Origin of the sequence: Amycolatopsis orientalis, assembly GCF_000943515.2 — a bacterium.
Lineage (GTDB): Bacteria > Actinomycetota > Actinomycetes > Mycobacteriales > Pseudonocardiaceae > Amycolatopsis > Amycolatopsis orientalis.
In genome coordinates this window covers 6,326,794-6,345,630 of record NZ_CP016174.1, presented here as the reverse complement: position 1 = coordinate 6,345,630, position 18,837 = coordinate 6,326,794, and the positions used below count along the sequence as shown (strand labels likewise).

The window sequence follows — 18,837 nt, the reverse complement described above, 5'->3', positions numbered from 1 at the left end:
TGGGTGAAAGCCCGTACGAGAGCGACGAACCGCGAGGAGCACCGAAGATGTATCCCAAGGCACAGATGGACGGCGAGAACGGCGTCCCGTCCCAGCCTTCGTTCCCCGAGTCGGAAAAGCGCGTCCTCGCGTACTGGGAATCCGATCGGACGTTCCAGGCCAGCATCGACGCCCGCGAGGCCGGGACCAACGGCTCGAACGAGTACGTCTTCTACGACGGCCCGCCGTTCGCCAACGGTCTTCCGCACTACGGTCACCTCCTCACCGGGTACGTGAAGGACCTGGTGCCGCGATACCAGACCATGAAGGGCAAGCGCGTCGAGCGCCGCTTCGGCTGGGACACCCACGGTCTGCCCGCCGAACTCGAGGCGATGCGCCAGCTCGGGATCACCGAGAAGTCCGAGATCGACGCCATGGGCATCGACGTCTTCAACGACGCGTGCCGCGAGTCCGTGCTGCGCTACACCGGCGAATGGCAGGACTACGTCACCCGCCAGGCCCGCTGGGTGGACTTCGACAACGACTACAAGACGCTCGACGTCACCTACATGGAGTCGGTGATCTGGGCGTTCAAGCAGCTGTGGGACAAGGGTCTCGTCTACGAGGGCTACCGCGTCCTGCCCTACTGCTGGCGTGACGAGACGCCACTGTCCAACCACGAGCTGCGCATGGACGACGACGTCTACGCCAGCCGCCAGGACCCGGCCGTCACGGTCGGTTTCCGCCTGGAGGGCAACGACAACGAACTCGACGGCACCTATCTGCTGATCTGGACCACGACGCCGTGGACGCTGCCGTCCAACGTCGCGACGGCGGTGCACCCCGACGTGCGGTACGTCGTCGTGGAGTCCGAGGCCCAGGAGGGCAAGCGGTTCCTGCTCGCCGAGGCCCGCGTCGCCGCGTATGCCCGCGAACTCGGCGAGGAGCCCACCGTCGTCGGGCACTACACCGGTACCGAACTGCTCGGAACCCGTTACGCGCCACCGTTTCCGTACTTCGTCGGGCATGAGAACGCGCACCGCGTGCTGCCCGCGGACTACGTCACCACCGAGGACGGCACGGGGATCGTCCACATCGCGCCCGCCTACGGTGAAGAGGACAAGGTCGTCACCGACGCGGCGGGCATCGTCCCGGTCACGCCGGTCGACGCGCAGGGCAAGTTCGACGCCACCGTCGGGGATTACGCGGGCCAGCAGGTGTTCGACGCGAACCCGAACATCATCAAGGATCTCAAGAACGGCACCGGTTCCGCGGGCCGTCAGGGCGCGGTGCTGCTGCGCCACGAGACCTACGAGCACCCGTATCCGCACTGCTGGCGCTGCCGGAACCCGCTGATCTACCGCGCAGTCTCGTCGTGGTTCGTCGCGGTGACCGAGTTCAAGGACCGGATGGTCGAGCTGAACCAGCAGATCACCTGGTACCCGGAGAACGTCAAGGACGGCCAGTTCGGCAAGTGGCTGGAGAACGCCCGCGACTGGTCGGTCTCGCGCAACCGCTACTTCGGCACGCCGATCCCCGTTTGGCAGTCCGACGACCCGGCGTACCCGCGCACGGACGTCTACGGCTCGCTCGACGAGCTGGAGCGCGATTTCGGCGTGCGGCTGGAGAACCTGCACCGGCCCTACATCGACGAGCTGACCCGGCCGAACCCGGACGACCCGACCGGGAAGTCCACCATGCGCCGGATCGAGGACGTGCTCGACGTCTGGTTCGACTCGGGTTCGATGCCCTACGCGCAGGTGCACTACCCGTTCGAGAACACCGAGTGGTTCGAGCACCACTACCCGGGCGACTTCATCGTCGAGTACATCGGGCAGACCCGCGGCTGGTTCTACCTGCTGCACGTGCTGGCGACCGCGCTGTTCGACAGGCCTGCCTTCCGCACCTGCATCTCGCACGGCATCGTGCTCGGCTCGGACGGCCAGAAGATGTCCAAGTCGCTGCGGAACTACCCGGACGTCAACGAGGTGTTCGACCGCGACGGCTCGGACGCGATGCGCTGGTACCTCATGTCGAGCCCGATCCTGCGCGGCGGCAACCTGATCGTCACCGACCGGGGCATCCGCGACGCCGTCCGCCAGGCCGTGCTCCCGCTGTGGAACTCGTACTACTTCCTCGCGCTCTACGCGAACGCCGAGGGAGTGGAAGGCAAGTGGCGCACGGATTCGAAGCACGTGCTCGACCGCTACGTGCTGGCGAAGACCCACGAACTGGTGACGGACGTCGAGTACGCGCTCGACACCTACGACGTCGCCGGTGCCTGCTCGACCGTCCGTGACTTCCTCGAAGTGCTCACGAACTGGTACGTGCGCCGTTCGCGCGACCGGTTCTGGGCGGGCGAGCAGGACGCGATCGACACCCTGCACACCGTGCTGGAGGTGACGTCGCGGGTGGTGGCGCCGCTGCTGCCGCTCACCTCCGAGGTCGTCTGGCGCGGGCTGACCGGCGGCCGTTCGGTCCACCTGACCGACTGGCCGAACTCGCTCGACCTGCCCGCCGACGCGGCGCTGGTGACGGCGATGGACCGGGTGCGGCAGGCGGCGTCTTCGGCGCTTTCGCTGCGGAAGTCGAACAAGCTGCGGGTCCGGCTGCCGCTGGCCAAGCTGGTCGTCGCCGCGGACGAGGCCGACTCGCTGCGCGAGTTCACCGACATCCTGCGCGACGAGGTCAACGTCAAATCCGTCGAACTGACCACGGACGTCGCCGCGCACGGTGGCTTCGAGGTCGCGGTCAACGCCCGCGCCGCCGGCCCGCGGCTGGGCAAGGACGTCCAGACGGTGATCAAGGCCGTCAAGGCGGGCGAATGGACGACGACCGAAAGCGGCGCCGTCGTGGCCGCCGGGATCGAACTCGTCGAGGGCGAGTACGAGCGGCGCCTGGTCGCCAAGGGTGGCGGCGCGGCCGCGGAACTGCCCGGCGGGGCGGGGCTGGTGCTGATCGACACCGAGGTCACCGACGAACTGGCGGCCGAGGGCCTGGCCCGTGACCTGGTCCGGGTCGTCCAGCAGGCTCGCCGGGACGCCGGTCTCGACGTCGCCGACCGGATCTCGCTCACCGTCGACGCGCCGGAGGACGTGGTCGCGGCCGCGACCACGCACGAGGAGTTCATCGCTTCGGAGACCCTGGCGACTTCGGTGACCTACGCCGACATCGCCGACGGCTCGGCCGGGACGGTCGGCGAGGGCACCAAGGTGACCGTGGCGGTCGCCAAGGCATAGTCCTCAGACATGTTATGAACGGGACTTTCATTGCAAATTTTGCAATGAAAGTCCCGTTCATAACATCCGGCGCGGGTTCTCACCCGGCGGCGATCACGAAACGGATTCGGAAACGTAGCTTTCTCGCTCGAAACCGGCCTTGCCCGGCGGAAATCGGCAGGCTGGCCCGAAGCGCGCGAGGGGCGCGCCGCACTGGGGGAGAGCGAGTCCATGAGTCCTGCCCGAAAACGAGGGATCCTGATCGGCGCCGCGCTGGCGGTCGTCGCCATCGTGGTGGCCGCGGTGGTGCTGCTGGTCAAGGAGGATCCGGCGCCCGCCGCCACGGGTGGGCCCGGGGGATCCGCCGAGACCGCGCAAGAGAGCCCGGCGCAGGTCGCCACCCGGTTCCTGCGGCAGTTCGACACCGGTGACCTGACCGGCGCTCCGGTCGACGACCCGGCGGCGAGTACGGCCGCCCTGTCCGCGGCTCGGGGCGCACTCAGCCCGACGTCGGTCAAGACGGTCCTCGGTGAGGTCCCGACGACGCCAGGGGACGCGACCACCACTTCGGCCACCTTCAACGCTTCGTGGACTCTCGCGGGCAACAGCGTCTGGAAGTACGAAGGCAAGCTGGAGCTGGTCCGCAACGCCGGGAAATGGGTGGTCCGCTGGGCGATGTCGGTGATCCACCCGAAGCTCGAAGCCGGTCAGCAGTTGTCGGCCGCGCCCGTATCGGCCAAGCCGGTGGTGGCCGACCGGGACGGCAAGGCCTTCGTCGGCGGGGACGCGGCGGGGGTCGCGCCGATCCTGCAGGGGGCGCTGTCCAAGGTCGCGGCCGAGCGGAACGGCGGCACCGGGACCCCGGCCACCGTCACGGTGTCGCGCGTCGACGCCTCCGGCAAGCCGGTCGAGACCCTGTTCGGGCAGGCCGAGGAGACCGACCAACCGCTGGTTTCGACCCTGAGTGTGGCGTCGCAGAGCGCCGCGCAGAAGGCCGTCGACGGCTTTCAGGGGCCGGCGATCATCGTCGCGATGAAGACCTCGGGCGACCTCCTCGCGGTGGCGCAGAACGGCGCGGCCGGGAACCAGCCGAAGGCGCTCAGCGGGCTGTACTCGCCGGGCTCTGCCTTCAAGATCGCCACGGCGACCGCGGCACTGCAGCAGGGCGGGGTCTCCGCCGACACGCCGATGGCCTGCCCCGGCAGCGAGCAGATCGGGACCCGCACGCTCAAGAACGACAACGGGTTCGATCTGGGGACCGTCTCGCTGAAGACGGCGTTCGCCGCGTCGTGCAACACGACCTTCGGGCGGCTCGCCGGGCAGCTGCCCGCGGACGGCCTCGCGAAGGCGGCGAGCCAGTTCGGCCTCAACGCCGACTTCGAGATCCCGGGACTCGCCACCGAGACGGGGAAGGTGGAGCCGTCGAGCAGCGGTGACGAACAGGTCGAGGCCGGGATCGGGCAGGGAAAGGTCCAGGTCAGTCCGCTGGGCGCGGCGCTCATGGCCGCCACCGTCGCCGCGGGTAAACCGGTCGTGCCGAAGCTGTGGCAGGGGCTGGAGACCAAGGTCAACACCGGCTACCAGGCCCCGTCCGCCGGGGTGCTGAACCAGATCCGGTCGATGATGCGCGAGGTCTGCACGACCGGGACCGCGAAGGCGTTGAAGGGCAGCGGCGCCGTGTTCGGGAAGACCGGGACGGCGCAGTTCGGCTCCGGCGCCGACGCCAACGGCTGGTTCGTCGGCTACCGCGGCGACGTCGCTTTCGCGATCATGCTGGAAGGTTCCAACGACTCCAAGCCCGCCGTCCAGCTGGCGGCGAAGTTCCTGGCCGGCTGACGGTTCGGTCCGCGCCGAACCGTCGGTCTTCTACGGTGGGCGCATGGAAACGATCGCCCTGGCCGAGGTCGCGGCCGTGCTCGCCGATCCGAGCCGCGCGTCGATGTGCCTCGCGCTGCTCGACGGGCGTGCCTGGACGGTGACCGAACTGGCCCGCACGGCCGAAGTGGCCGCGTCGACGGCCAGCGAGCACGTGACGAAGCTGGCCGAGGCCGGGTTCGTCGCGCGGGTCAAGCAGGGGAGGCACAGCTACGTCCGGATCGCCGATCCCCGGGTGGCCGAGCTGATCGAGCATCTGGCGCAGCACGCCGGGCACCGGCCGGTGAAGGGGTTGCGCTCGTCGGTCCGGGCACGGCGGCTCGAATTCGCCCGGACCTGCTACGACCACCTCGCCGGGAAGGTCGGGGTCGCGGTGCGGGACGGGATGCTCGCCACCGGCCTGATCGGCGAGGCCGACGGCCTGACGCTGACCGGCAAGGGTCGCGAGGTACTCGGCGCGCTCGGGGTGGAGGTCGCCGAGGGCAGGCGTCCACTGCTGCGCGACTGTCTGGATTGGACGGTACGGCGTGAACATCTGGCAGGCCGGGTTCCGGCGGCGTTACTGTCTCACGGGGTGAGTGCGGGCTGGTTGTCCCGGGAGGGCAACCGCGCGGTGAAGGTCCTGCCCGCCGCGGAGAAGCCGTTCGCCGAACTGGGTGTCGATCTGCCGGCCCTGCGGAGTCCCTAATGGACGGTCTGTAACACAGTCCCCTCGGCCCGCCGTCGAGCGGTACACGAAGGAGTGATGGCCACCGCCTCACTATTCTGAAGCCCTCACGGCGGCCGGACGGGAGGGGACATGGAGCAGCTCCCGCTCATCCTGGGTACCGGCGGTGCCGTCCTGCTCGTCGCCGTGATCGCGGTCCGGGTGTCGATCCGGGTGGGCCTTCCCTCGCTGCTGCTCTATCTGGGGATGGGGGTCCTGCTCGGCGAAGCCGGGTTCGGCATCCAGTACGACAATCCCGAGCTGACCCAGTCGCTCGGCCTCGCCGCGCTGGTGATGATCCTTTCCGAAGGTGGCCTCACCACCCGCTGGACGGCCGTCAAACCCTCGCTGGGCATCGGAATCGCACTGTCCACTGTGGCCGTCGCGGTGAGCATCGCGGTCACCGGCGCCGCGCTGCACTGGCTGCTGGGCCTCGATTGGCGGATGGCGTTGCTGTGGGGCGCGGTACTCGCGTCGACCGACGCCGCCGCGGTCTTCTCGGTGCTGAGATCGGCGGGGATCGGGAAACGGCTCGTCGGTGCGCTGGAGATCGAGTCGGGGATCAACGACGCCCCGGCCTACATCGCCGTCGTCGTCCTGGCCGAGGGCGCGACCGTGGACTGGTCGCTGCCGCTGCTGGTGGTCTACGAACTCGCCGCCGGTCTGGTGATCGGACTGGCCTTCGGCTGGGGCGGCGCGCAGGCGCTGCGGCGGGCCGCGCTCCCGGCCACCGGCCTGTATCCGCTGGCCACGGTCGCGGTCTGCGTCGTGGCGTACTCGAGCGGGCAGCTCGCCCACGCGTCGGGCCTGCTCGCCACCTACGTCGCGGCGCTGGTGCTGGGCAACTCGAAGCTGCCGCACCGCTCGGACACGCTGTCCTTCGCCGAAGGGCTCGGCTGGCTCGCCCAGATCGGGCTGTTCGTGCTGCTGGGCCTGTTCGCCTCGCCGAGCAGGATCTTCGAGAGCCTGGTCCAGGGGCTGGTGGCGGGCGCCGTGGTGCTGCTGCTCGCCCGACCGTTGTCGGTGGTGCTGTCCGCGCTGCCGTTCAAGATCCCCTGGCGAGAACAGGTGTTCCTGTCCTGGGCCGGTTTGCGCGGGGCGGTGCCGATCGTGCTCGCGCTGATCCCGCTGTCGTCCGGGGTGCCCGGCGCGCAGGAACTGGTCGACGCGGTGTTCGTGCTGGTCATCGTGCTGACCCTGCTCCAAGGGGCGACGTTGACCCCGCTGGCCAGGGTGCTCGGGCTTGCCCAGCACGCCGAAGCGCACGAGATCGACGTCGACTCCGCGCCGCTCGACGAGATGGGCGCGGAGCTGCTGCAGGTCCGCATCAACGCCGGATCCAAGATGCACGGCGTCTACCTGGCCGAGCTGCGGCTCCCGGTGGGGGCGACGATCAGCCTGCTCGTCCGCGACGGCACCGGGTTCACGCCGAACAAGAACACCCGGCTCCAGGAACGCGACCAGTTACTAGTCGTGACCACCTCCGAAGTGCGTGACGCGGCCGAACGACGACTCCGCGCCGTCGACCGCGCCGGCCGCCTCGCCAGGTGGAAGGGCGAATCCGGCCAGTAGGTCACGGACCCGCACCAGCTGTTCGTCGATTGATCTCAGAAAATTCTTCCCCTTTGTACTCCTTTTGCATTACTTTCCCGGCAATCGACTCCATCGAATGGGTGAGTGTCACGGGTTAAGGAGTACGTAGGGTGACGAAACTGCTGGCGCGGTTCACTGGCCTGGGGGTCACCGCCGTTCTCGTCGGAGTGGTTCTGTCGGCGCCCGCGGCGGCCGCGGGCGCGTTTCCGGCGTTCGGCTTGCCGTTCGACACCGGCCAGTCGGTCTACTCGGCGGGGATCCACTCGGACAACGGGAACTCCGGTGTGAAGAACGCCATCGACTTCAGCCCGGCGGACAAGACCGTCCGCGCCCCGCTGGCCGGCACGGTCCGGATCCAGCACTGCGACGGCGGCGACTGGGTGACCATCGACCACGACGGCGGCTGGCGGACCGGGTACTACCACCTGGAGGGCATTTCGGTCACCGACGGCCAGCAGGTCGTCCCGGGCGACACCCTCGGCCGGACCGGCAACGCGCTGCCCTGTGGCGGCAGCAGCACCGGCGCCCACGTGCACTTCACCCTGTGGACCCTGCCCGCGGCCGCCGCGCAGGGTGGCGACTCGCGCGACTTCGGCGTCGGCGCGGGCAACTGGAACGGGATGTCCTACGACGAGGTCTCGACGAAGGTCGCCGAGGCGTACGGCGAGGCGGTCGACGGCAAGACCTTCGGGGGCTGGCAGTTCACCGCGGGCACCGAGCAGTACTCGGGGGCCGCGACCGAGATCTCCTCCCGCTCCGTCGTCCCCCTGCCCGGCCGCTTCCGCGCCTGACTCCGACCCCGCGTTCAGTCCTCTGGATGCGGTACTTGCGCGCGCAAGTACCGCATCCAGAGGACTGAACGCGGGGTTCTTCTCGCTTGCGGAGTACGTGAGCGGCGTCTCAACATGCGGACAAGGGGTGGCTTGATCGCCCGGGCATCCGCTAACTTCGTCCCTAGGTCACGAGTGTCAGCGTCAAGCCCCGGCTAGCTGACCGGCAACCCTCCTTCCGCGGTGGGGTGCCCCGGGTGAGGACCTGGCTCGTCGCGTGGTGCGACGGGCAAGCGCGGGATCCTCGTCGGGTCCCCTGGCCCGGAGGATGACGATGACCCTCGCTCTCGATCGTACGACCGCCGACACCGCCGCTGTCGCGGAAACCGTTGTGACGCAAGAAATCCCGACGGTGGCGTGCGCCGATCTGCGGGTTCCGCTCGTCACCGGCGGCGACATCGGGTACGCCAACCTCGACCACGCGGCGAGCGCTCCCTGTCTGGACAAGGTGCGCGACGCCGTCGACGAGTTCCTGCCCTGGTACGCCAGCGTGCACCGCGGCGCCGGATTCGCCTCGCAGGTCTCCACCAGGCTTTACGAGCGCACGCGCGGAATCCTGCGGAACTTCGTCGACGCGCGCTCGACCGACACCGTCGTGTTCACCCGCAACACCACCGATTCCTTCAACCTCCTCGCGCGCAGCCTGCCGAAGCACACGTCGGTCGTCGTGTTCGACACCGAGCACCACGCCGCACTGCTGCCGTGGAAGGGGCCGAACGTCCGGCGGCTCCGTACGCCTCGCACCCGTCTCGCCGCGGTGTCCGCTGTGGACGAAGCGCTCGCGGACTGCCCGCAGGGCCCCCGGCTGGTCGTCATCACCGGCGCCTCCAACGTGACCGGGGAACTGTTGCCGGTCAAGGAGATCGCCGCGGTCGCGCGACGGCACGGCGCCCGCATCGCCCTCGACGCCGCCCAGCTCGCCCCGCACCGCAAGATCTCCGTGCGCAAGCTGGACGTCGACTACATCGCGCTCTCGGGCCACAAGCTGTACGCGCCTTTCGGTGCCGGTGCGCTGATCGGCCGCGCCGACTGGCTGCGCGCCGCCCAGCCGTACCTCGCCGGTGGCGGCGCGACGAAGCTCGTCACCCGCGACTCCGAAGACCTCGGCGTCGTGTGGAACGCCGGTGCCGAGCGGCACGAAGCCGGTTCCCCCAACACCGTCGGCGTCTACGCCCTCGGTGTCGCCTGCGAAACGCTGGCCGGGCACTGGGACGCGATCGAGGCCCACGAAGACGAACTGCTGGCCCGGCTGCGGCGCGGTCTCGCCGGTGTCCCCGGGTTCGCCGAGTTGCGGTTGTTCGACGCGCCGGTCGACCGGGTCGGCACGCTGAGCTTCATCGTCGACGGCTTCGAGCCCGGCTGGCTCGCCGCCGTCCTCTCCGCGGAGTACGGCATCGGGGTGCGGGACGGCGCGTTCTGCGCGCACGTCGCGACCAAGCGGCTGATCTCCGCCGCCGGTTCGGCCGGCCAGCAGGCCGTCCGGGTCAGCCTCGGCCTCGGCAGCACCGCCGAGCACGTGGACCGGCTCGTGCTGGCACTGCGCCAGATCGTCGCCCGCGGCGCCCGCTGGCAGTACGAGAAGCCGGAAGGCCGCTGGGTGCCGGAGAACGATCCCCGGGAGCTTCCCCCGTTCTGCGCCTGACCCGCTACCCTCACCCCGCATGGGGAACGAGCGGCCGCGTTACTGGTTTCCGTTGGCATTGCTGGGGTTCGCCCAGCTGATCGTGGTGGCGCTGTCGTTCGGCCCGCCGTGGTCGGAGGGCTGGTTCGCCTACGCGCCCGCCACGGGCGGGCAGCAGTTCCTGACGCAGAACCTGTACGGCGTGTAAATGAGCCGTGGAAACGCGATCGCGTTGGACGCGTCGTTCTCCGGCGTCGGCCGCAACGACGGCTGGCTGTTCGCCGTACTCGCGGTCTACCTCGGCACTGTGCTCTTCTACGCGGTCAAGGCCAGGCGGGCGGGGGACGGCCCGCGGTGGTGGAAGGTCTTCGCGCTCGCCGTCGGCGGACTGGTCGGCATTCTGCTGGCGGATCTGGTCGGCTACTGGGAGTTCGACATGGACGGCGACGTGCGGAGCGCGGTGCTGCTGACGGCGGGCCTGCTCCTGCTCGCCTGGCTGGACCGAAGTGTGCTGCTGCTGGTCATGGCCGCGGCGTTCGTGCTCTGCGCGGTCGTGCTCGCCCAAGGACAGCTCGCGCTCCTGCTGTCGTCACTGGTCGTGCTCGCCGGGGCGTTCGCGGCGCTGCTGAGCAGGCCGAAGGCGGCCGCCGAGGGGGACTGAGCACGCTCCGTGGACAATGGGGGAGTGAGTACAGAGCCCGAGACCGCGCCACCGTCGCCGCCGTTGCCCAAGAAGCGCGTCGCCGTGGTGTTCGTCGTCGCCGCCGTGCTGTGGGGGATCGATCTCCTCACCAAGCAGATCGCCGTGTCCACGCTGGAGGGCAAGCAGCCGGTCGAGTTCCTCGGCGGGCTCGTGTACTTCCAGCTGGTGCGCAACCCCGGCGCCGCGTTCTCGATGGCGACCGGGCTGACCTGGGTGCTCGCGCTGGTCGCGGCCGCGGTCGTGGTCGCCATCATCTGGCTGTCGCGGCGGCTTCGCTCGACAGGCTGGGCGATCGGCCTCGGCCTGGTGCTGGCGGGCGCGCTCGGCAACCTGACCGACCGGATCTTCCGCGCGCCGGGCCCGCTGCAGGGGCACGTCGTCGACATGATCTCCGCGTTCGCGCCGAACGGGCAGGGCTGGGCGATCTTCAACGTCGCCGACTCCGCGATCTGCGTCGGCGGCGTACTCATCGTCATCCTTTCCCTGCTGGGCAAGGACTATGACGGAACATCCACAAAGGACAAGAAGAAGGCGGCCACGGAATGAGCGCGCGTATGCTGCCCGTCCCCGACGGGCTCGACGGAATGCGCGTCGACGCGGGGCTGGCGAAACTGCTGGGACTTTCCCGCACCGTCGTGGCGGAACTGGCCGAATCGGGCGAGATCCTGCTTGACGGCAGGCCGGCCGGGAAGTCGGACCGGCTCGCCGCAGGCGGGCTCCTCGAAGTGACGCTGCCCGATCCGGCGTCGCCGATCGAGGTCGTCGCGGAACCCGTCGACGGGATGAAGATCCTGCACGACGACGATGACATCGTGGTGATCTCGAAGCCGGTCGGCGTCGCCGTGCACCCGAGCCCCGGCTGGACCGGGCCGACCGTGGTCGGCGGGCTCGCCGCCGCCGGGCTGCGGATCGCGACCTCCGGCGCGGCCGAACGTCAGGGCGTCGTGCACCGGCTGGACGCCGGCACCACCGGCGTGATGGTCGTGGCCAAGAGTGAGCACGCGTACACCGTGCTGAAGCGGGCCTTCAAGGAACGCACCGTCGACAAGGGCTACCACGCCATCGTCCAGGGCCACCCGGATCCGACGCGCGGCACCATCGACGCGCCGATCGACCGGCACCCCCGGCACGACTACAAGTTCGCCGTCGTCCAGGGCGGGCGGCCCAGCGTCACGCACTACGAGGTCGTCGAGGCCTTCCGTGCCGCTTCGCTGGCCGAGATCAAGCTGGAGACCGGCCGCACGCACCAGATCCGCGTGCACTTCTCGGCGCTCAAGCATCCGTGCGTCGGTGACCTGACCTACGGCGCCGACCCGGTGCTGGCGCGCAAGCTCGGGCTGTCCCGGCAGTGGCTGCACGCGAAGACGCTCGGCTTCGCTCACCCGTCCGACGGGCGCTGGGTCTCGTTCGAGTCGGAGTACCCGGACGACCTCGCCAACGCGCTGCGCATCCTCCAGGACGAGAACTAGCCCGACTCGCGTTCAGCCCGCTAAACGCGCTAGTCGTCGATCGACCAGGTGAGGGTGCGCTCGTCCGGTTCCGGCCGGGGCGACCAGCGCACGGCGACCACGCGGGTGGCGTCCGGCAGCACGTAGACGGTGTGGCCGCCGAGGGTCTCGCCCGGCCGGACGCCGATCCTGTGCGGCGGACGCGAGGTCAGGGAGACCGGCGCCTTCGCGATCGGCTTGCCGTCCGCGGTGAGCAGTTCGAGGTAGTTGTCCGGCAGCGAGACGAACGGCGTGTTCCCGCGGTTGGTGATCTCGGTGTGCACCACGACCGACCGTTCACCGGCCTCCAGCGAGTAGCCCGCCGCGCTGAACAGGTAGTCCGCCGGATCCTGGACCTCGAGCAACTGGACGGCGAGTTGCTCGCCCTCCAGCCCCTGGGTCTCCATGACGTCGCCGGTCCGGCCCTTCTTCCCCTCCGGGACCTGCTGCGGCATGGCCTGCTGGTCGTCGCCGCGGGCCCACGACGACGTCTGCGGGACGCCCCAGGTGCTCATCACCGGGTCGGCGGGCGCCATCGGCGGCGCGAACTGCTGCTGCGGCGGGGCGAGCGGACGCTGGTGTGGCTGCTGAGGCGGGGCCATCGGCTGGCGCACCGGGGCCGACGGCGGGCCCGGGTAGCGGCCCGACAGCGTGCCGTGCACGTTGTACGCCCCCGACGGCGTGCCCTGGACGTTGTACGGACCGGAAGGCGTGCCTTGCACGTTGTACGGACCGGAAGGCGTGCCCTGCACGTTGTGCGGACCGGACCCCTGTGGCGGCGGACCGGGCGGACGCTGCTGCTGTTGCGGCGGGGCCTGCTGCGCCCACGACGGCGGCGAGCCGGCGATGGCGGCCCGGAGCCCGTTCGGATCGCTTTCCACGCCCACGAGCAGCGGCAACCCGCTGCCGGAGAGCGCGACCAGGCGGTAGGCGACCTCGCGCGGGTCCATGCCGACCTTGGCCGCCAGTTCGTGTACGGCCGCCTTGCCCATCTCCGCGAGGGCGGCGAGCAGGCGGGGATCCACGGGATCGGTCACGGCCACGTCCGGGAACGCTACCGCCTCGCCTCCGCCGCCGTGCGAAGGCCGTCCGTGTGCCGCGAAACCCGGCTTCGGTAGGACGTGCTCTCCATTAGGGTCGGGGACACCGCCTCCATCGACCCCTGGGGAAGAAACATGAGCGAAGTCTCCGCCCTCGCCGACGAGTTCGTCGAAGCCCTCTTCGACGCCGAGCCGGTCATGCCCGCTTTGCAGGGCTTCCGCCCGGAATCGACCGGGCTCACCGACCTGAGCGAAGCGGCGGGAGACGCCTTCCGCGCGAAGCTGGCCGATCTCGCCGGGCGGGCCGAGGCCCTCAGTACCGATGGCCTGAGCGCGGAGGAGAAGACCACCCGGGACGTCCTGATCGCGATGGCGCGGGCGAGGATCGCGCTGCTGGATTCGCGGTTCGTCGAGTTCACCGTCAGTGACCTGTTCATCTCACCCGCCGCCGAGGTGCTCACCGTGCTGCCGATGATGTCGGTCGGCACCGGCGCGCAGGCGGAGGCGCATCTCGGCCGGATCGCCGCGATCCCGGAGTACCTGCGGCAGGCCGCGCAGCGCCATCGCGACGGCGTGGCCCGCGGGCTGGTCCCGGTCGCCTACCTCGTCGACGCCACCGTCGCGTACCTCGACCGTCATCTCGCCGAGCCGTCGGCCGATCCGCTGCTGCGCCAGCCCGCCCCCGACGACGACTTCGAGACCCGCCGCGCCGAGCTGCTGCGCGACGTCGTCCGGCCCGCGATCGCCGAGTACCGCGAGGTGCTCGCCACCGAGATCGCGCCGCACGGCCGCCCCGAGGACAAGCCCGGCGTCTGCTGGCTGCCCGACGGCGAGCGCATCTACTCCCTGCTCGCCGAAATGCACACCACCACCGTCCGCACCCCGCGTGAGCTGCACCAGACCGGGCTCGACGTGATCGCGAACCTCGCCACCGAGTACCGCGAGTACGGCTCCCGCGTCTTCGGCACCACCGACCTCGCCGAGATCTTCACCAGGCTCCGCACCGACCCGGCACTGCGCTGGTCCAGCGCCGACGAGCTGCTCGACTCCGCCCGCGCGGCCATCACCAGGGCCGAAGCCGAGGCGCCGAAGTGGTTCGGCCGGATCCCGCCGCAGCCGTGGACGGTCGAGCCGGTGCCGGCCGAATCCGCGCCCGGCGCGCCCGCCGCGTACTACATGTGGCCCGCGGTGGACGGCTCCCGGCCCGGGATCTACTTCGCCAACACCCACAAGGCGGAGGAGCGGTTCCGGCACGCGGCCGAGGCGACGGCGTTCCACGAGGCCATTCCCGGTCACCACTTCCAGCTGAGCCTCGCGCAGGGACTGACCGAACTCCCGCTGCTGCGCCGTATCGGCGACTTCACCGCCTACGCCGAGGGCTGGGGCCTCTACACCGAGCGCCTGGCCGACGAGATGGGGCTGTATTCCGACGACGTCGCGAAACTCGGCATGCTGACCATGGATTCGATGCGTGCCGGACGGCTCGTGGTCGACACCGGCTTGCACGCGCTGGGCTGGAGCCGCCGCCAGGCCATCGACTTCCTCGCCGAGAACACGCCGATGGCGCAGGTCGAGATCGAGTCCGAAGTGGACCGTTACATCGCCTTCCCCGGCCAGGCGCTGTCGTACATGGTGGGGCGGCTGGAGATTCAGCGCATCCGCGAGGAGGCCGAGCTCACGCTGGGCAGCCGGTTCGACATCAAGGCCTTCCACGACGTCGTGCTCGGCGGCGGATCACTGCCGCTCTCGGTGCTGGACGGCGTCGTCCGCGACTGGGTCGCCGGCCACGGGGACACGCCCAACGGTCTCGCCGAAGAGCTGATGGAGCTCAAGTTCGAAGAGTTCCCGCTGTGGCGGTCCCTGCTCGGCCTTCCTTGCGACCACGGCGTCCTGCCCGATCCGAGCGCGGCGGCCGCGGCCGCGCAGCGCGCGTCGGCGGCCGACATCGCCGAGCGGGCCGAAGCCCTTGACCTGGCAGGGCTTTCCGAAGCCGAGTTGGTCACCCGCGAGGTCGTGATCCAGCAGGCGAAGGCGATGATCGACGTGGTCGACGCCCGCGCCGCCGAGTTCTCGGTCAGCGACGGGCTGGCCTCGCCCGCGTTGTTCATGCTCAACGAACTCGCGGTGCTGACGCTGAACGACGAGGAGCGGGTCCGGGGCTACCTGAAGCGGCTGGAGGGGCTGGGGTCCTACCTGGACGCCCTGATCGCGCGCCAGCGCGCGGCGGCGGCCGACGGCCTGGTCCCGCCCGATTTCCTCGTCGAAAGCGGGATCGCTTACGTGGAGCGGTATCTCGGTGACGAGGCGGGCGATCCGCTGGCGCTCACCGCGTCCGTCTCCGTGGAGGGCTACGAAACCGAACGGGACCGCTTGCTGGCCGAGGTGGTCCGCCCCGCCTACACCCGGTACCGCGACTTCCTCGCCACCGAGCTGCGTCCCGTGGCGAAGACCGCGGAAGAGCCGGGGTTGTGCGCGCTCCCCGGCGGGCAGGAGAAGTACGCCGCGCTGATCCGCGCCCACACCTCCACCGAGCGCACCGCGCAGGAGCTGCACGACACCGGGCTCGACATGATCGCGAAACTGGCCGACCAGTACCGCGAGCTGGGCGAGAAGATCTTCGGTACCAAGGATCTCGAGGAGATCTTCGAACGGCTCCGCACCGATCCGGCGCTGCGCTGGCGCGACGGCGACGAGCTGCTCGAAGCCGCCCGTGCCGCCATCGCCCGCGCCGAAGTCGTCGCCCCCCAATGGTTCTCGACCATCCCCGAGGAGCGCTGCCAGGTCGAGCCGGTCCCGCCCGCGGAGGCGCCCGGCGGAACGCTGGCGTACTACATCGAGGCGGCGCTCGACGGCTCGCGGCCGGGGACCTACTACGCGAACACCCACGAGGCCGAGCAGCGCCCCAAGCACACGAGCGAGGCGATCGCCTTCCACGAAGCCGTTCCGGGGCACCATTTCCAGATCTGCATCGCGCACAAGCTCAAGGGCCTGCCGATGCTGCGCGGGCACGCCGACGTCAACGCCTACGTCGAAGGCTGGGGGCTCTATTCGGAGCGCCTTGCCGACGAGATGGGCCTGTACTCCAGCGACCTGACCAGGTTCGGCATGCTCACCCAGGATTCGATGCGCGCCGGGCGCCTGGTCGTCGACACCGGGATGCACGCGCTCGGCTGGAGCCGTCAGCGGGCCGTCGACTTCCTGGCCGAGAACACGCCGATGGCCCGGGTCGAGATCGAGGCCGAGATCGACCGCTACGCCGCCGTCCCCGGGCAGGCGCTGTCGTACATGGTGGGCCGCCTGGAGATCGAGCGGATCCGCGCGGAGGCCGAGGCCGCGCTCGGCGACCGGTTCGACATCAAGGGCTTCCACGAGGTCGTGCTCGGCAACGGGATTTTGCCGCTGCGCGTACTGGACAACGTCGTGAAGGCGTGGGTGGCCGCACAGTGAGCCGGGACACAGGCGAAAGGCGGCGCCCCGGCGCATACTGTCGCTAAGCGAGCGCTCAGCAACTTACGAGGGAGATGCCGGATGAGGATCGGGACCGCGATCAACTACGCGGGTGGCTTCGCCGAGAGCGTGGCGGACATCGTCGAGCTGGAGAAGGCCGGACTGGACATCGTCTTCGTCCCCGAGGCCTACTCGTTCGACGCGGTCAGCCAGCTCGGCTACGTCGCCGCGAAGACCGAGCGGGTCCAGATCGCCTCCGGCATCTTCCAGATCTACACGCGCACGCCGACGCTGACCGCGATGACCGCCGCCGGGCTCGACTTCGTCTCCGACGGCCGGTTCACTCTGGGCATCGGCGCGTCGGGCCCGCAGGTCATCGAGGGTTTCCACGGGGTGAAGTACGACGCGCCGCTCGGCCGCACCCGCGAGATCATCGACATCTGCCGTCAGGTGTGGCGGCGGGAGAAGGTCGTCCATTCGGGCACGCACTACACGATCCCGCTGCCGCCCGAGCAGGGCACGGGCCTCGGCAAGCCGCTGAAGCTGATCAATCACCCGGTGCGTGAGCGGATCCCGATCCTGCTCGCCTCGATCGGCCCGAAGAACGTCGCGCTCACCGCCGAACTCGCCGAGGGCTGGGAGCCGATCTTCTTCCATCCCGAGAAGGCCGCCGAGGTCTGGGGCGAGTCGCTGGCCGAAGGCAAGGCGAAGCGCGACCCGTCGCTGGGGGAGCTGGACACCTTCGTCGGGACGGCGCTGGCGATCGGCGACGACGTCGACGGGCTGCTGGACCACCTGCGCGGCATGCTGGCGCTCTACATCGGCGGGATGGGTGCCCGCGGCAAGAACTTCTACAACAGCCTCGCGCAGCGCTACGGCTACGAGGCCGAAGCCAAGCTCATCCAGGACCTGTACCTGGACGGAAAGAAGGACGAGGCCGCCGCGGCGGTGCCGAAGGAGCTGATCAGGGCGATCTCGCTGGTCGGCCCCGAGGGTTACGTCAAGGAGCGGCTGGCCGCGTTCCGGGAGGCGGGCGCGACCACGCTGGTGGTCAATCCGCTGCTCCCCGGCCGCGACGCCCGGGTCGCCCAGGTGTCGAAGTTGCGCGAACTCGTCGGCTAGTCCGTTCGAAGTTTTCCGACGCACTGAGGGAGTCGAACCTCTCACCTGTATCGATGCGGTAGTGTCTACCTGCGTCTACGCGCTCCCGGCGTGGTCAAAAAGTGGCCTCGCGGTGGGAAGAGAACGTAAAGCGCGCCTGAACGGCCGGGAAATCGGCCATTATCAGGAGTGAAACCGGAAGCTCGGGGGAATACGTTCGCGACGAAGGTGAGGTGTCCTCGCGTGCGCGGAAAGAACGGGGAACCGACAGCCGCCGTCCTGGACGTCGGGTCGTTCAGTGCTCGGCTGGTGGTGCTCGCCAGGGGTGGGACGCCGCTCGAGCCGGTGCTGAGCCATCAAACTCGGCTGCGGCTCGACAGGGAACTGGACGACGACGGGAAACTGACCCGGCGGGGTATCGACGCGGTCGCGTCCGCCGTCGAGGCCGGGATGACGACGGCGGCCAAGCACGGCGTCGAGAACGTGTACCCGCTTGCGACATCCTCGATCCGCGATGCGGCCAACGTGAAGCAGGTCGTCGGTGACGTCGCCAAGGCCACCGGCGTCAAACTGCAGTTCCTCACCGGCCGCCGCGAGGCGGAACTGGCCTACGTCGGCGCGCGCCGATGGTACGGCGCTTCCGCCGGCGGGTTGCTGGTGCTCGACATCGGCGGCGGGACCGTCGAACTCGCCGCGGGAAAGGCGGAAGAGGCCGGGTTCGCGCATTCGCTGCCGCTCGGTGCGCGCTCGCTGACGCGCGACTGGATGTCCACCGAATGCCCGTCGCCCAAGGTCGTGCGGGCCATGCGGGAACACGTCCTCGACGAGGTCCGCGACGCGATGCAGGAGGTGCTTCCGGAGATCCGGGATCACCGCGCCGTCGGGTGCTCCAAGGTGTTGCGGCAACTCGCGCGGCTCGCCGGCGACCGGCCGTCCCGCTCCCGCGAACTGCACCTCGACGACCTCCGCGCGTGGATCCCGCGGCTCGCGAAGCTGCCCGCGAAACGCCGCGCCGAACTGCCGGGCATCTCGCGGCAACGCTCCCACCAGGCGCTGGCCGGCGCGATCGTCGCCGAGGCGCTGCTGACCCTTGCCGGTGGCCAGGTCGCCATCTGTCCCTGGTCGACCAGGGACGGCCTGCTGCTGAGCATGCTCGACGGCCTGGTCGGTCTTGACGGCAAACCGGCGAAAGCCGCCTGAAAACTGGCGTATCCGGGCGCGAGCGGGTACCCCGGAC

At 69.9% G+C, this 18,837-nt stretch carries 14 protein-coding genes and 1 riboswitch; of the genes, 13 read left to right on the top strand and 1 reads right to left on the bottom strand.

Translation table 11 applies throughout. The features are described 5' to 3' along the window. The first annotated feature begins 47 nt into the window (after positions 1–47). From ileS to SD37_RS27320, 10 genes are all read left to right on the top strand, one after another. On the top strand, positions 48–3,218 hold the full coding sequence (ileS, locus tag SD37_RS27360) for an isoleucine--tRNA ligase (RefSeq protein WP_044849992.1): 3,171 nt from the start codon (positions 48–50) through the stop codon (positions 3,216–3,218). A gap of 210 nt (positions 3,219–3,428) precedes the next feature. Further along, positions 3,429–5,033: a penicillin-binding transpeptidase domain-containing protein gene (locus SD37_RS27355; protein WP_044849991.1), complete on the top strand. Its 1,605-nt coding sequence runs from the start codon at positions 3,429–3,431 to the stop codon at positions 5,031–5,033. A 43-nt stretch (positions 5,034–5,076) separates the two neighbouring features. Further along, a complete protein-coding gene (locus SD37_RS27350) occupies positions 5,077–5,760 on the top strand; it encodes an ArsR/SmtB family transcription factor (protein ID WP_044849990.1) in 684 nt (227 codons plus the stop codon). 111 nt (positions 5,761–5,871) lie between these two features. Next, the gene (locus SD37_RS27345) at positions 5,872–7,350 is read left to right on the top strand and encodes a potassium/proton antiporter (protein ID WP_044849989.1); all 1,479 of its coding nucleotides are present in this window, start codon (positions 5,872–5,874) and stop codon (positions 7,348–7,350) included. Positions 7,351–7,481: 131 nt separating this feature from the next. Then, positions 7,482–8,162: a M23 family metallopeptidase gene (locus SD37_RS27340; protein WP_044849988.1), complete on the top strand. Its 681-nt coding sequence runs from the start codon at positions 7,482–7,484 to the stop codon at positions 8,160–8,162. A 166-nt stretch (positions 8,163–8,328) separates the two neighbouring features. Beyond that, positions 8,329–8,443: riboswitch (SAM riboswitch) on the top strand. 32 nt (positions 8,444–8,475) lie between these two features. Further along, positions 8,476–9,843 (top strand): aminotransferase class V-fold PLP-dependent enzyme, encoded by a 1,368-nt coding sequence (locus SD37_RS27335; RefSeq protein WP_044849987.1) that lies wholly within the window; start codon positions 8,476–8,478, stop codon positions 9,841–9,843. Positions 9,844–9,862: 19 nt separating this feature from the next. Further along, entirely contained in the window at positions 9,863–10,030 is a 168-nt protein-coding gene (locus SD37_RS43915; protein ID WP_236725131.1) for a hypothetical protein, read from the top strand. Next, a complete protein-coding gene (locus SD37_RS27330) occupies positions 10,031–10,483 on the top strand; it encodes a hypothetical protein (RefSeq protein WP_236725130.1) in 453 nt (150 codons plus the stop codon). A gap of 24 nt (positions 10,484–10,507) precedes the next feature. Beyond that, positions 10,508–11,071 carry a signal peptidase II gene (lspA, locus tag SD37_RS27325; RefSeq protein WP_037321701.1) on the top strand — a complete coding sequence of 188 codons (564 nt, stop codon included), beginning with the start codon at positions 10,508–10,510 and terminating at the stop codon, positions 11,069–11,071. Further along, positions 11,068–11,994, top strand: coding sequence for an RluA family pseudouridine synthase (locus SD37_RS27320; protein WP_044849986.1), 927 nt, complete (start codon positions 11,068–11,070; stop codon positions 11,992–11,994). The genes lspA and SD37_RS27320 overlap by 4 nt, the downstream gene beginning before the upstream one ends. A gap of 29 nt (positions 11,995–12,023) precedes the next feature. Here SD37_RS27320 and SD37_RS27315 read toward each other — a convergent pair whose 3' ends face one another. Next, entirely contained in the window at positions 12,024–13,055 is a 1,032-nt protein-coding gene (locus tag SD37_RS27315) for an AsnC family protein (protein ID WP_065912997.1), read from the bottom strand. A gap of 132 nt (positions 13,056–13,187) precedes the next feature. Between SD37_RS27315 and SD37_RS27310 the strand changes: the two genes are divergently transcribed. The 3 genes from SD37_RS27310 (at position 13,188) to SD37_RS27300 (ending at position 18,800) form a co-directional block, all read left to right on the top strand. Then, positions 13,188–16,499, top strand: a complete 3,312-nt coding sequence (locus tag SD37_RS27310; protein WP_044849984.1) for a DUF885 domain-containing protein — start codon at positions 13,188–13,190, stop codon at positions 16,497–16,499. Between the two features lie 81 nt (positions 16,500–16,580). Continuing rightward, positions 16,581–17,621, top strand: coding sequence for an LLM class F420-dependent oxidoreductase (locus tag SD37_RS27305; protein WP_044849983.1), 1,041 nt, complete (start codon positions 16,581–16,583; stop codon positions 17,619–17,621). Positions 17,622–17,843: 222 nt separating this feature from the next. Further along, positions 17,844–18,800: a Ppx/GppA phosphatase family protein gene (locus SD37_RS27300; protein ID WP_044849982.1), complete on the top strand. Its 957-nt coding sequence runs from the start codon at positions 17,844–17,846 to the stop codon at positions 18,798–18,800. The last annotated feature ends 37 nt before the right edge of the window (positions 18,801–18,837 follow it).

Coding starts and splice junctions, on each gene's coding strand:
- SD37_RS27335 (WP_044849987.1), top strand. CDS start 8,476: ATGACCCTCGCTCTCGATCGTACGACCGCCGACACCGCCGCTGTCGCG.
- SD37_RS27320 (WP_044849986.1), top strand. CDS start 11,068: ATGAGCGCGCGTATGCTGCCCGTCCCCGACGGGCTCGACGGAATGCGC.
- SD37_RS27330 (WP_236725130.1), top strand. CDS start 10,031: ATGAGCCGTGGAAACGCGATCGCGTTGGACGCGTCGTTCTCCGGCGTC.
- SD37_RS43915 (WP_236725131.1), top strand. CDS start 9,863: ATGGGGAACGAGCGGCCGCGTTACTGGTTTCCGTTGGCATTGCTGGGG.
- SD37_RS27305 (WP_044849983.1), top strand. CDS start 16,581: ATGAGGATCGGGACCGCGATCAACTACGCGGGTGGCTTCGCCGAGAGC.
- SD37_RS27345 (WP_044849989.1), top strand. CDS start 5,872: ATGGAGCAGCTCCCGCTCATCCTGGGTACCGGCGGTGCCGTCCTGCTC.
- ileS (WP_044849992.1), top strand. CDS start 48: ATGTATCCCAAGGCACAGATGGACGGCGAGAACGGCGTCCCGTCCCAG.
- SD37_RS27350 (WP_044849990.1), top strand. CDS start 5,077: ATGGAAACGATCGCCCTGGCCGAGGTCGCGGCCGTGCTCGCCGATCCG.
- SD37_RS27355 (WP_044849991.1), top strand. CDS start 3,429: ATGAGTCCTGCCCGAAAACGAGGGATCCTGATCGGCGCCGCGCTGGCG.
- SD37_RS27310 (WP_044849984.1), top strand. CDS start 13,188: ATGAGCGAAGTCTCCGCCCTCGCCGACGAGTTCGTCGAAGCCCTCTTC.